The sequence below is a fragment of the Clostridioides difficile ATCC 9689 = DSM 1296 genome (assembly GCF_001077535.1).
In the GTDB taxonomy this organism is placed as follows: domain Bacteria; phylum Bacillota; class Clostridia; order Peptostreptococcales; family Peptostreptococcaceae; genus Clostridioides; species Clostridioides difficile.
Genome location: NZ_CP011968.1, coordinates 2,925,695 through 2,940,164, shown reverse-complemented (window position 1 = coordinate 2,940,164; position 14,470 = coordinate 2,925,695). Strand labels below are relative to the sequence as shown.

Sequence of the window (14,470 nt, the reverse complement as noted above, 5' to 3'; positions counted from 1 at the left end):
ATAAATTATCTATTCATCTAAAAGAGTAATATCCAAAGGATTTTTATTGTTTATATAATTTTTAGGAGATACACCGTAGTTTTTTTTAAATGCCCTTACAAAACTAGAATAATCGTTGAATCCACATTTATTACAAACTTCACTCATAAGGTGACCATTGGTTATTAGTGATTTTGCCAAAATTAATCTTTTTTGAACTATATAATTGTGTATAGACGTTCCAGTATGAGATTTAAATTTTCTCATAAGATAATACTTACTTATAAAAAATTCAGACGATATGCTATCTATTGAAAGCTTATCATCTATATTTGAATTTATATAGTTTAATACTTTCTTAATAGTTTCATCATAAAAAACGTCTTCTGTTGATTCCATATTTTCATTTTTTAGGAAAATTCTGTTTAAGAATATCATAAGTTGTATAAATAATGTATTTCTCAATATTTCATTTCCAAATTCAGTATTGGATTCGGAAATATTTATTTGCTCAATAAAACTCTTAATAGATTCAATATCATGTATATTTAAACGCAATCTATTGCATTTATTCTCTGTAGCTATTTTAAAACATTTTTCTAAGTCACTATTAGCATCACTATTTTTTTTCATAAATTCTGGGCTAATCCATATTGCAATTCTCTCATAAAAGACATTTGAATCTATAACTGGTTTATGTATTTCATTATTGCTGATAAAGAGTATATCCCAAGGCTTTAGTTTATAGGGAATACCATCAACAAAATAAGTTACATTTCCATTTATAAATATAATTATCTTATTAAAATCATGATTATGGTATTCAAATTGTATATCTTTTTTATCTCTAATATTAAATATTTTAAAGTTATCGTTTAAGTACCCGATTTTATTATCCATAGTTTTTATAGAAGACCTTTCCTCAGTTATATTATAGAAAATTATAGAGCATTTTTTGCAATGTTTCAAGCATTTTTAACCATTCACATAGTAAAAAATTCTTAATATAATATTATATGTAGTGTAATTTTAGCAGAAAGAGTTTAAAGGGAGGAAAGCATTTATGAAATTAAATGATATTATACAGGGGTTGGATATAATCAATGTCAAGGGTGAATTAAATATAGATATTAATAATGTACAATATGATTCAAGAAAGGTTACAAAAGGTACATTATTTATATGTATAAAAGGATTTGTGTCAGATGGTCATAAGTATATAAAAGATGCCATAGAAAAGGGAGCAAGTGCATTTCTTGTTGAAGAAGATGTAGAAATAAAAGGATGTACATTTATAAAGGTAAAAGATACAAGAAAAGATATGGCAAAAGTAGCTGATAATTTTTACAATCATCCATCTCAAAAATTTAACGTTATAGGAGTTACAGGTACTAATGGAAAAACTAGTATAACTACTATACTAAATGAGATATTAACTTTAAATAAGAATAAAGTTGGACTTATAGGAACTATAAAAATTTTTGATGGAGAAAAAGACATTGTTTCCAATTCAACAACTCCAGAAAGTATAGATTTACAATATCATTTTAATAATATGTTGGATAATGGATGTGACTACTGTGCTATGGAAGTTTCATCACATTCATTGGCATTAAATAGAGTTGATGAAACAGACTTTAAACTAGGCATATTTACAAATTTAACACCAGACCATTTAGATTTTCATAAAGATTTAGAGGATTATAGAAAAGCAAAAGAAAAATTATTTTTTAAGACTACTATGGCAAATATAATAAACATAGATGATGAAGGTGGAAAAAAGATATATGAAAATATAAAAGGTATAAATGTACCTTGTTACACTTATGGTGTTGATACTAAGGCTGATTTTATGGCTAGAGATATAAAATCAGATTCGGATGGAGTATCTTATAGATTAATAACACCTTCATATGAAGAAGTAATATTTATACCAGTTCCAGGAATGTTTACAGTATATAATACTTTAGCAGTTATAGCTGCTTGCTATGTACTTGGCATACCTAAACCAATATATAAAGAAGGCCTTAGACTTTCTAATGGAGTATCAGGAAGGTTTGAAACAGTTCCAAATGATAAAGGTATAAGCGTAATTGTAGACTATGCTCATACTCCTGACGCACTTGAAAATGTACTAAAGACAACTCAACAATTTGCAGAAGGAAAAATAATTTCTGTGTTTGGGTGTGGTGGAGATAGAGATACTGAAAAGAGACCTTTGATGGGAGCAATTGGACAAAAATATTCTGATTTATGTATTATAACTTCTGATAATCCAAGAACTGAAGAACCAGAGGCAATAATAAAAGATATACTTGAAGGAATTGACAAGAAAAAAGAAAATTACCATGTTGTTGTTGATAGAGAACAAGCTATAGCAGAAGCTATAAGTATGGCAAAAAAGGATGATGTTGTAATTATAACAGGTAAGGGACATGAAACTTATCAAATTATAGGTAAAGTTAAGCATCATTTTGATGATAAAGAAGTTGCAAATGAGTGTTTAAGTAAGATGTAGCATAAAAATTAAACAAAATACAAGAACAAAAATGTAATATCAAGCTTCACTTTGATATTACATTTTTTTATATGTAAATAATTGTAAAATAGATAATGCAATAATATAAACACTAATATCTATATTAATTAATTTATTGTTGTAATAAAGTTTATAATTTTGTATAATTACAGTAAATATGGAAAAATAAGTATTATTATAAAATGTTTACAATAATTGTCATAAGATAATGATTATACATACATAGATTCGAGAAAGGCAGGAAGCATAATGTTAAGTGATGCAAAAAATAATAGGTATGGTTTGTCCATAATTGCTGTCATAAGTATCTTAGTAATTACAATTTCCTGTTTGATTTATGGTTCAAGGTTGAATAAGACATTAGGTGAAGAAACGAATCAATATCTTTCAGAAATAGCAAATCAAAGCGTCAATGTGTTAAAAAAACAAATTAATGGAGATATAAAGTTACTAGAGTCAATTTCAATATTTATTGAAGGAGAAGAGTCTTTTGAAGTAGATAATATCCTTTCTATACTAAAAAGACAAGCTATTAATAGTTCATTTAAAAGAATGGGAGTTATTTTACCAAATGGTACAGCATACACTACAGATGGTTATATAGAAGACTTCTCTAAAAGAGATTATTTCTTAAAATCAATGCAAGGAGAAGTGGTTATAACAGGAAAATTAAAAGATGTAATAGAAGATGATAAAAATACCAATAGTAATATTAATGTATATTCTGTACCAATTTATAAAGATAATGAGGTTAAAGGAGTTATATTTGCCACACATAGTACGAAGTTGTATGAAAAAATACTTTCTGTACCTACATTTAATGGAAAAGGATATTCTTATATAACTAGAAGTAATGGTGATATTGTTTTAAATCCAAGCAGTAAAAACGCCAACTCTACTAAAGAAAATTTATTTTCTTACATTGGCAGAAGTGATTCAATATCAAAATCTAGTATCAATAATATGAAGTCAAATATAAAAAACTTTAAATCAGGTTCATTAAGTTATAGTATGTTTGGAAAAGGATATTATTTAAGTTATGCCCCAATAGGAATCAATGATTGGTATCTTTTTTCTGAAGTTCCTAAAACTGCTATATCTGAGAAATCATATGCTATTATAAAACTTACATTATCAGCATGTGTAGTCTTGATTATAATCTTTACGGCATTAACAATTTATATACTATTTATACATAAAAAGAGTAAGGAAAAATTGGAAGAATTTGCTTTTAAAGATAACGTTACAGGTATTGGCAATTCAAATAAATTTAATCTTGAAGGGGGAAAATTTTTATCCTCTCATGAGAAAAAGAATCTAGTTTTAATTTATTTTGATATAGATAAGTTTAAGCTAGTAAATGATAGGTTTGGGTATGAAGAAGGAGATAGAGTATTAAAGGAAATAGCAGAGATAATTAAGAATATATTTAAAGAGCAATCTGTATTTTCAAGAATTTCAAATGACAATTTTGCTATAATATTTGAAAAGAAAAATAATAGAGAGTCAATTATAGAAATATGTGAACTTATACGTAAAAAATTGTCAATGATAAAAACAAGTTTGGGAGTAGAACTCAATTTAATTCCATCTATAGGTGTATATTTTGTTGAAGAGGGAGAAACAAATATTTCTACCTGTCTTGACAAAGCTATGATTGCAAAAACTACAGTAAAAAGAAAATATTTAAAAGTTTATGAGATTTATGCTGAAAATTTAAAAGAAACTCTCATAGAAGAACGTGATATTGAACAAGAAATGCATGATGCTTTAAAAAATGAACAATTTAAAGTTTATTTACAGCCTAAGGTTGATTTATCAACTACTAAAATTGTAGGTGCTGAAGCACTTGTACGTTGGCAACATCCTAAAAAAGGTCTAATAAGTCCAGGTGTATTTATTCCTATTTTTGAGAAAAATGGTTTTATAACAGAATTGGATATGTTTGTATTTACCCAAGTTTGTAAAAATTTTAAACGTTGGGAAAATGAAAATTTCCCCACATTTCCTATATCAATAAACTTATCAAGAGTACATCTTGAGAATCCAGGCTTTATTTCTGAGCTTGAAAGAATAACAAAAGAATATGAAGTTGAACCAAATTTAATTGAGATTGAATTGACAGAAAGTGCAATATTTGACAATACAAAAATATTATTTAAAATAATGCAAACTTTGAAATCTGTTGGATTTAAAATTTCTATGGATGATTTTGGTTCTGGTTATTCTTCTTTAAATATGCTTAAAGATATGCCAATTGATGTATTGAAATTAGATAGGCAATTCTTTATAACAGTGGGAAATGCAAAAAAGAGTCAAATTGTAGTTTCAAGTATTGTTCAAATGGCAAAGCAACTTGATATAAAAGTTGTTTCAGAAGGTGTTGAAACTGTAGAGCAAGCAGAGTTTTTAAGGTTTATAGGTTGTGATATGGCTCAAGGATTTTTATTTGCTAGACCAATGCCAATAGAAGAATATGAAAAATTAATATTAGATAGATATAGTTTAAATAGAAAAGAAACAAATTAAATAAAATTGTGAATTATAACATAAAAATTTATAAAAAAGTGAACTTTGTTAATCAATGTTCACTTTTTTATGTAAAAATATACTATTATAAAACATAAATCATTGTTATGATATTATTTTAGGAATTATTGGGCAAAGTTTATTAATTATGTAGTATTTTTTCTATTTGAATGTTTTTGAGGTAAGAGTATATGGGATTATAGCAAAATACTTTAGATAGTAATAATAGTAATTTCTATAGGTGTGTTATACATATTTTAAAAAATAAAAAGATAATTTATAAATTTAAATGTTATATATGTAAGTAATTTTATTATATCAAAAAAAGAGTTTTTCATAATAATTTATACAAATCATTTGAAATACTCTTCTTTTATTTTTAAATTCTATATAATTATTATAAGATAATATTGTATTATTATAATCTTAGTTTTTTAGTTATTATATATAATAGTCAAAGTGTATACGATTAATCATTTTAAACATTAAATCTAAATAATATTACATCTCCATCTTTAACTATGTATTCTTTACCTTCTAATTTAACCAACCCTTTTTCTTTAGCAGCAGCCATAGTACCATGCTCAACCAAATCATTAAAGGCTATTGTTTCTGCTCTGATAAATCCTCTTTCTATATCAGAATGTATTTTTCCTCCTGCCTGAGGAGCTTTACTTCCAACTTTTATAGTCCATGCTCTAACTTCTTTTGGACCAGCAGTTAAGAATGAAATTAAACCAAGTAAAGCATAAGAAGATTTTATAAGCTTATCAAGCCCTGATTGTTCAAGACCTAATGTTTCTAAAAACTCTTTCTTTTCTTCAGCAGAATCAAGTTCAGAAATTTCTGCTTCTATTTGTGCACATACTACAACAACTTCGGCATCTTCTGTTTCTGCAAATGCTTTAACTTGTTGAACATATTTATTATTTTCTCCATTATCAGCTAAATCATCTTCTGATACATTTGAAGCATATATTACAGGCTTAGATGTAAGTAAATCCAATGAATTTACGAATGTTTGTTCATCTTCTGTAAATTCCATAGTTCTTACACACTTACTTTCTTCTAAAGTAGACATTATTGATTTTAATAAATCAAGTTCAGAACCTAAAGTTTTATCAGCCTTAGCAGCTTTTTGAGTTTTATTAATTCTTCTTTCAAGAATCTCTATATCTGAGAAAATTAATTCTAAGTTTATAGTTTCTATATCACGAAGTGGGTCTACAGAACCATCTACATGTACAACATTTTCATCCTCAAAACATCTAACAACATGAACTATTGCATCAACTTCTCTTATATGTGATAAGAATTTATTTCCTAAACCTTCTCCTTTAGAAGCTCCTCTAACTAAACCTGCTATATCACAAAATTCTATAGCAGTAGGAACTATTTTTTCAGAATTATATAATTCTTGTAGTTTGTTTAATCTTTCATCTGGAACAGATACAACTCCCACATTTGGGTCTATTGTACAAAAAGGGTAATTTGCAGATTCTGCACCTGCTTGAGTTATTGCGTTAAATAGTGTGCTTTTACCTACATTTGGTAAACCAACTATGCCTAATTTCATATTAATCGTCCTCTCTCTTATTCTTTTTTATATTCTTTATATAACTTTAAACAATCAATCTATAGGATTGCAAAATTGTTTTAATTATAGACATACATATTGATTATACATCATATATATCAAGCTTGTAAACTAGACTTTAAAGCATATTGATTTAAATAATATTTGTATTTAATTTAAATAAAAATATTGCTTTTAGAAAATAATAAAAAGGATATAATTAAATAGAAGGTTTTTATATGTGAGTATATGTAATTAAAAAATAAATAAATTTCAATTTTAAAATTGATGTTTAAATAAAAATAGGAGGTACATATGGTTAATACTAAAAAAATAATAAATTTAGGTAATAATATTAATCTTACTTTGATAAAAACAGAAAAGTTTAAATCGAATCTTATAAGTTTATATGTTCAGAGACTATTGGATGAAAAAGAAACTACAAAAAATGCTCTAATACCATCAATAATAGCAAGTGGAAGCGCTAAATATCCTAGTGCTAGAGCAATATCCAATAAATTAGATGATTTATATGGTTCATCTATGGGAGCTGATGCTGTAAAACGTGGAGAACGTCAAGTATTGAGTTTTAAAGTAATTAACATAAGTGAAAAGTATTTAGATGAGAGTATATTTGAAGAAGTAGTAGAATTTTTTAATGAAGTAATAAATAATACGCTTGTTGTAGATGGTGGGTTTAAAGAAGAATATTTAAATATTGAAAAAGAGAATTTAAGAGAAAAGATACAATCAATAATAAATGATAAAAAGGAATATGCGCAAGATAAATGTATTGAGGCTATGTGTAAAGGAGAGAGATATAGTGTAAGTGAATTTGGTTATGAAGATGAAATAGATAGTATAACTTCAAGAGAGTTATATGAACATTATAAAAACATACTTAAAACATCACCTATAGATATAGTTGTAGAAGGTAATTTTGATGAAGATAAAGTTGTAGATATAATAAGTAAAAATCTAAAATTTGAAAGAGAAGAAATTATAAATATACCAAGAGCAGATTTTATAAAAAATGTGGATGAGGTAAAAGTTATAGATGAACAAATGGAAATAACTCAAGGTAAGTTAGTTATGGGTTATAGAGCAAATGTGGATTATGCAGACATAGATAAATATTATGCTTTAGTAGTTGGGAGCAATGTCTTAGGTGGTGGTCCACACTCTAAATTATTTGTTAATGTAAGAGAAAAAGAAAGTTTATGTTACTATATATTCTCTTCAATAGAGAAGTATAAAAGTATCATGTTTATATCATCTGGTATAGAAACTAAAGATTATGATAAAGCTGTAGAATTGATAAAAAAACAAGTAGAAAGTGTAAAAGCAGGTGATATATCTGATGAAGAATTAGAAAACAGTAAACTTGCTTTAGTTAATTCTATGAAATCTATAACTGATAATATAGGTGGTATGTCTGATTTTGTTTTCTCTCAATCTATGGCAAAGACAAATTCTGAAGTACAAGACATAATATCTAGTATAGAAAAGGTTACAAAAAAAGATATAGTTGAAGCTATAAAAAATATAGAGCTTGATACTGTATACTTCTTGAGAAATTAATGGAGGAGATGTCTATGGAAAAAATAGTTAATGATATATTGAAAGAAGAAGTTTATTATGAGAAATTGCAAAATGGATTAGATGTATATTTTATGCCTAAAAGGGGTTTTATGAAAAAGTATGCTATTTTAGCTACTAATTATGGTTCAAATGACTTAGAATTTGTACCAATTGGAGAAGATAAGAAAATTAGAGTGAATGAAGGTATTGCACATTTTCTAGAGCATAAGATGTTTGAGCAACCTGATGGAGGAGATGCATTTGATAAATTTTCAAAATTAGGAGTAAATGCAAATGCATTTACTAATTTTACAATGACAGCCTACTTATTTTCTGCTACTGAAAATTTTTATGAGAGTTTAGAACATCTAATTGACTATGTTCAAACACCTTATTTTACAGATGAAAATGTTGAAAAGGAAAAAGGTATAATAGCACAAGAGATAAAAATGTACAATGATGACCCTGATTGGAATGTATACTTTAATTGCTTGAAGGCAATGTATGTAAATTATCCTGCTAGAATTGATATAGCAGGTACTGTTGATAGTATATATAAGATAACTAAGGAAGAGCTATATAAATGTTATAATACTTTCTATAATCCAGGAAATATGGCTTTATTTGTTGTTGGTGACTTAGATGTAGAAAAAGTTATAGATGTAACTAAAAAGTCAAACAATTACAAAGTAGACAGACTCTCTAAGAGTATAGAAAGATTTTATCCAGAAGAACCAGAAGGTGTAAAAGAAAAAGAGGTTATAGAAAAATTCCCTATATCTATGCCTATGTTCAACATAGGTTTTAAAGATAGTAATGTTGGTTTAAAAGGGAAAGAACTTTTACGTAAAGAGATTGTAACTGATATACTTGTAGGGATGTTATTTAAAAAAGGAAGTAAGCTTTATGAAGATTTGTATATGCAAGGTTTAATAAATGAAAATTTTGGAGCTGGATTTTCGTCTCAAGTGGATTATGCTTTTAGCATAATAGCTGGAGATTCTAAAGAGCCTAAAAAAGTAAAAGAAATAATTCTTGATTATATAGAAAAATCAAAAAAAGAAGGATTATCAAAAGAAGAGTTTGAGAGAACTAAAAAGAAAAAAATAGGGTCATTTATTAAGTGCTTTGATTCTATAAACTTTATAGGTAATAGTTTTATATCTTATGTTTTTAAGGATATAAATCTATTGGAGTATTTAGATGTTATTAAAGATATTACTTTTGAGGAAGTTGAAGAAAGATTAAAAGAGCATTTTAAAGAAGAGTATTGTGTTATTTCTATTGTAGAGCCTAAATAGAAACTTAATCATAATAAGAATAACTAATTAAGTATTAGTTTATGTTTTTAAATGTTTATTTTGGTAAAACAAATTTATAAAATATATTTATATAAATTGAGGTAAAAATTTAAGAGCTATAGATAAGAATTAGAAGAGGTTGATGTATATATGCATCAATCTTTTTGATTAAAAAATATCTATGTACACTTGTAACTTTAGTCATGAGAGATTCAGTTTAAAAAATTTTATAGTAATTAGATATAATATAGTGTAGGGAGTTGTAGAATAAATTTTAATATTTTTTGTAGAATTAACATTAATGTGTTATCATAATTTAGTATAATTACAATTAATTGTAATTATAGCATATTGCTTTGGAAATATTTTCAATTAATACAAAGAGGTGACGTTATGGATAGAGTAGCATTTACACTGTTTGGCATAGACATCATGTGGTATGGAATACTTATGGCATGTGGAATGATTTTAGGAACTTTAATAGCAATAAAAGAAGCAAAAAGAGTGGGAATTAAAGAAGATGATGTATTAAATATAGCTATAATAGCAATTCCAGTTGGACTAATCTGTGCAAGAATCTATTATGTTGTATTTAATTGGAGTTACTATGCTCAAAATATGTCTCAAATTTTTAATTTTAGAGGTGGTGGACTTGCTATACATGGAGGGTTAATTGGTGGAATATTAGCTGGTTATATATACACTAAGATTAAAAATATTAACTTCTTAAAAATGGCTGATACAGTTATACTTGGAATGCCTTTAGCACAAGCTATTGGAAGATGGGGAAATTTTATTAATGGAGAAGCACATGGAGGTGCTACCAATTTACCTTGGGGAATAATGGTTGATGGAGTAAAGGTACATCCAACTTTTTTATATGAGTCTATATGGGATTTTGGAATATTTATAGTTTTATTACTATTTAGAAAAAATAAAAAATATGAAGGTCAAGTTATAGTTACTTATATAACTTTATATTCAATAGGAAGATTTTTTATAGAGGGATTAAGAACAGATAGTTTAATGTTAGGACCACTTAGAATGGCACAAGTTATAAGTCTAATTGGAGTTATTGGTGGCATAATTGCACATGTTTATTTATCAAAGAAAAATAAAAATAATATTAGTGAAGAATAGTTTAAAAAGTGAATTTAAGGGAGGTAACTATGGAATTTCATCATGTATCAGTTCTTTTAAATGAGTGTATAGAGAATTTAAATATAAAGCCAGATGGCGTGTATGTTGACTGTACTATGGGAGGAGCAGGACATTCTAAAGAAATAGTAAAAAAACTGTCAGATAAGGGATTATTTATAGGGTTTGACCAAGATAAAAATGCTATAAGCACAGCAAAAGAGAGATTGAGTGAATATGAAAGTAGAGTGAAGTTTGTTCACAGTAATTTTGAAAATATAAAAGAGGAATTAGAAAAAATAGGAGTTTACAAAATTGATGGTGTATTAGCTGATTTAGGAGTTTCATCTCATCAACTTGATGAAGCTGATAGAGGATTTTCTTATATGCAAGATGCACCACTTGATATGAGAATGGATGTTAGGTGTGAGTTTTCTGCATATGATGTTGTAAATACTTATACAGAAGATGAATTAACTAAGATAATAAAAGATTATGGAGAAGATAACTGGGCTAAGCGTATAGCTAAATTTATAGTTGAAGAAAGAGCAAACAAACCAATAGAAACTACAGGAGAATTAGTAGATGTAATTAAAAAAGCTATCCCTAAGAAAGCTAGAATAGATGGACCTCACCCAGCTAAAAGAACTTTTCAGGCAATACGAATAGAAGTAAATAATGAACTTGGAGTAATTACAAAGATGATAAATGATGCTTCTTCTATAATGAATGAAGGTGGAAGAATATGTATAATAACATTCCATTCATTAGAAGATAGAATAGTGAAAAATGCATTTAAGCATTTAGCATCAGATTGTATATGTCCACAGCATTTACCTATATGCCAATGTGATAAAGAATCTGAGGTGAAAATAATAACTAGAAAACCTATATTACCTAGTGAGGAAGAAATAGAAGTAAATCCACGTTCAAGAAGTGCTAAGCTAAGAGTAGCAGAAAAAATATAAGTAGTTATAAGGCTAAAGAATAATCTTATATATAAAATAAGATTATTATAATTAATTAAAAAGTATTATATATTTTGTTGCACTGGTAAAGCAATTAAAAAACAATTAACACTATAAGAAATGTTCTTTGTTATTGAGATATATAATGAAAATTTAGATATAAAAATATAGATATAGATGGTATTAAGTAATATAATGGAGAACTTAGGAATCAGAGAGTAGATAGTTAGTTACATATTATATTTATGGAAGAAATTATCTAAAAATACTAGAAGTGATAAAAATAAATAGAAATTAATATCTAACCTATAGATTCATATAAAAGTATAAGTGAATTTATAGGTTTTTGTTGTGTATAGAAAAAAATACAATTAGATTGTGTAATAGTGTATTAATTTAGCGATGAAATTTTAGAGGAAGAAATATGATTAATAACAAATATAGTATAGAGGAAAATTTAAACTATATACTATCGGGGTGAGAATTTGAAAAAAAATTATAAAATACATAATCTAAATGAATATAAAAATAAAAAAAAGAATAATTATAAAAAGAGAAATAAGAAAAAAATAGGAGCTAAATGCATTTTACTGATTGCAACTTTTTCAGTAATAATATTGAATCTATGTGGTTATTCAAAAATCTCGGAAATGAAGTACGATATCTATTATTTACAAAAAGATTTAAGAAAAAAAGAGATAGTATTAGAGGAACTAAAGGCAAAAGAAACTGAAAAAACATCAATAAAAGAAATTGAGCTAAAGGCTAAGGAATTGCTCAATATGGACTATCCAAAAGATGGACAAATAAAGTATATAGATGTGGATAACTAGGGGGAATAGATTTGAGAAAAGTAAAGAGGATAAGTAAGAAAAGGCTGGTACTCGTTCTTATTCTAGCATGTGCATTGTTTTTTTGCCTTGTTATTAGGACTGGGTATCTACAACTTATGAAGGGAAATTGGTTGAGTACAAAAGCACTAGAACAACAAACAAGAGATATACCAATAGAACCCAAAAGAGGAACTATATATGATAGAAATATGAAAGAGTTAGCAGTAAGTGTAACTAAGTATACTGTTTGGTGTAAACCTGTGGAAGTAGAAGATAAAAAAGAAGCAGCCGAAAAGGTAGCTGAGATTTTGGATGAAGATTATAAAGATATTTACGCTTTAATAAGCAAAAAAAATATGGCTCTTGTAAAAGTAAAAAGATGGATAGATGATGATAAGGCAAGTCAAATAAGAGATGCTAAATTAAGTGGAATATGGGTGGCAGAAGATAATCAAAGATATTACCCATATGGGAATTTTGCACCATATGTGTTAGGACATACTTCTTCAGATGCAACAGGTATATCTGGTGTAGAAATGCAATATGATAAAAAGTTAAAAGGAAAGCCTGGAAAACTTATAGTAAGTACTGATGCTTCAGGAAGAGAAATACCACAAGGAATGGAAAAATATTATGAGCCTGTACAAGGTAATGGTCTTGTGTTGTCTATAGATGAAGTAATTCAACACTATACTGAAAAAGCAGTACAGAAAGCTTATGAGTTAAATAATGCAAAAAAAGTTACTGCAATAGCTATGAACCCTAAAACAGGTGATATACTTGCTTTAGCATCAAAACCAGATTATGACCCTAATGATTCAAGAACGCCAATATATCCATATTATCAAGAAGAACTTGAAAAATATAATGATAAAGATAAAATAAAAGGCTATTATCAAATGTGGAGAAATCCAGCAGTAAGTGATACATATGAACCAGGTTCTACATTTAAGCTTATTACATCTTCCAGTGCTCTTGAAGAAGGAGTAATTAAAGATGGAGAAAAATTCACATGTACAGGTAGTGTAACTGTTGGAGGAAGAAAGATTAAATGTTGGAGACATTACAGACCTCATGGAACACAAGAATTTAAACAAGCAGTACAAAACTCTTGCAACCCAGTATTTGTTGAGTTAGGAAGCAGATTAGGTGTTGGAAAAATGTATGATTATATAGAATCATTTGGTCTTATGGATAAGACAGGTATAGATTTACCAGGAGAAGCTAAGGGAATACTGTATAACGAAAAAAATGTAGGGCCAGTTGAATTGGCTACAATATCATTTGGTCAATCTATATCAGTAACTCCAATACAACTTATAACAGCTATATCATCAATAGCTAATGGTGGAGATTTAATGCAACCAAGAGTGGTAAAATCTTATACTGACAATAAAGGAAATATAACTGAAACAGTAAAACCAAAAAAAGTAAGAAGTGTTATATCTAAAGAAACATCTAAAAAAATGTTAGAAATTGCAGAATCAGTTGTAACTGAAGGTGGAGGAAAGATAGCGTATATACCAGGTTATAGACTTGGTGGTAAAACAGGTACAGCTCAAAAAGTTATAGATGGTAAGTATGCTCCAGGAAAGTATATATGTTCATTTGTTGGAATCGCACCTTGTGATGACCCACAAATAGTAGTTCTTGCTATTGTTGACGAACCAACAGGAGTAAGTGCATTTGGTAGTACTACAGCAGGACCAATAGTGAAAGAAATAATGAATGACTCTTTAAAATATTTGGGAGTTAAACCAGTATATAAAGAAGAAGAAAAAGCTGAGTATGAAAAGAAGCAAGTTAAAGTGCCAGATGTAAGAAATCTAAAAATAGGAGATGCTGTAAAGGCATTGGAGGATGCGAAGTTAAAACCAGACTTAGATGCAGATATAGAACTTCCAGAAGATACAAAGGTAAAGGATATATTCCCAAAACCTGGAGTAAAAGTTAATGAAGACTCAAGTATAACCCTATATTTTGAAAACTAAAAAGTAACAGATAATTAACATATACCCATAAACATC

10 protein-coding genes are annotated in these 14,470 nt (G+C 27.4%); 8 read left to right on the top strand and 2 right to left on the bottom strand.

All coding sequences use genetic code 11. The features are described from left to right. Positions 1 to 9: 9 nt before the first annotated feature. Positions 10 to 948 (bottom strand): AraC family transcriptional regulator, encoded by a 939-nt coding sequence (locus CDIF1296T_RS14055; RefSeq protein WP_022621683.1) that lies wholly within the window; start codon positions 946 to 948, stop codon positions 10 to 12. A 94-nt stretch (positions 949 to 1,042) separates the two neighbouring features. On the opposite strand from CDIF1296T_RS14055, the gene CDIF1296T_RS14050 reads away from it, so the two are divergent. Both CDIF1296T_RS14050 and CDIF1296T_RS14045 read left to right on the top strand, forming a co-directional pair. Beyond that, positions 1,043 to 2,497, top strand: a complete 1,455-nt coding sequence (locus tag CDIF1296T_RS14050) for a UDP-N-acetylmuramoyl-L-alanyl-D-glutamate--2,6-diaminopimelate ligase (protein ID WP_009897839.1) — start codon at positions 1,043 to 1,045, stop codon at positions 2,495 to 2,497. Positions 2,498 to 2,767: 270 nt separating this feature from the next. Beyond that, a complete protein-coding gene (locus CDIF1296T_RS14045; protein ID WP_009897838.1) occupies positions 2,768 to 5,047 on the top strand; it encodes a bifunctional diguanylate cyclase/phosphodiesterase in 2,280 nt (759 codons plus the stop codon). Positions 5,048 to 5,525: 478 nt separating this feature from the next. Here the strand turns inward: CDIF1296T_RS14045 and ychF are convergent, their stop codons facing one another. Next, entirely contained in the window at positions 5,526 to 6,623 is a 1,098-nt protein-coding gene (gene ychF, locus CDIF1296T_RS14040; RefSeq protein WP_003427022.1) for a redox-regulated ATPase YchF, read from the bottom strand. 315 nt (positions 6,624 to 6,938) lie between these two features. On the opposite strand from ychF, the gene yfmF reads away from it, so the two are divergent. The 6 genes from yfmF to CDIF1296T_RS14010 all read left to right on the top strand — a co-directional run bounded on the left by yfmF (position 6,939) and on the right by CDIF1296T_RS14010 (position 14,434). Further along, positions 6,939 to 8,204, top strand: coding sequence for an EF-P 5-aminopentanol modification-associated protein YfmF (gene yfmF / locus CDIF1296T_RS14035; RefSeq protein ID WP_004454972.1), 1,266 nt, complete (start codon positions 6,939 to 6,941; stop codon positions 8,202 to 8,204). Positions 8,205 to 8,218: 14 nt separating this feature from the next. Then, a complete protein-coding gene (gene yfmH / locus CDIF1296T_RS14030; protein ID WP_009897836.1) occupies positions 8,219 to 9,505 on the top strand; it encodes an EF-P 5-aminopentanol modification-associated protein YfmH in 1,287 nt (428 codons plus the stop codon). A gap of 393 nt (positions 9,506 to 9,898) precedes the next feature. Next, entirely contained in the window at positions 9,899 to 10,645 is a 747-nt protein-coding gene (gene lgt / locus CDIF1296T_RS14025; RefSeq protein WP_009897834.1) for a prolipoprotein diacylglyceryl transferase, read from the top strand. A gap of 29 nt (positions 10,646 to 10,674) precedes the next feature. Continuing rightward, the gene (rsmH, locus tag CDIF1296T_RS14020; protein ID WP_003427011.1) at positions 10,675 to 11,610 is read left to right on the top strand and encodes a 16S rRNA (cytosine(1402)-N(4))-methyltransferase RsmH; all 936 of its coding nucleotides are present in this window, start codon (positions 10,675 to 10,677) and stop codon (positions 11,608 to 11,610) included. Positions 11,611 to 12,095: 485 nt separating this feature from the next. Next, positions 12,096 to 12,443 (top strand): hypothetical protein, encoded by a 348-nt coding sequence (locus CDIF1296T_RS14015; protein WP_003427009.1) that lies wholly within the window; start codon positions 12,096 to 12,098, stop codon positions 12,441 to 12,443. 11 nt (positions 12,444 to 12,454) lie between these two features. After that, entirely contained in the window at positions 12,455 to 14,434 is a 1,980-nt protein-coding gene (locus tag CDIF1296T_RS14010; protein ID WP_009893708.1) for a stage V sporulation protein D, read from the top strand. The last annotated feature ends 36 nt before the right edge of the window (positions 14,435 to 14,470 follow it).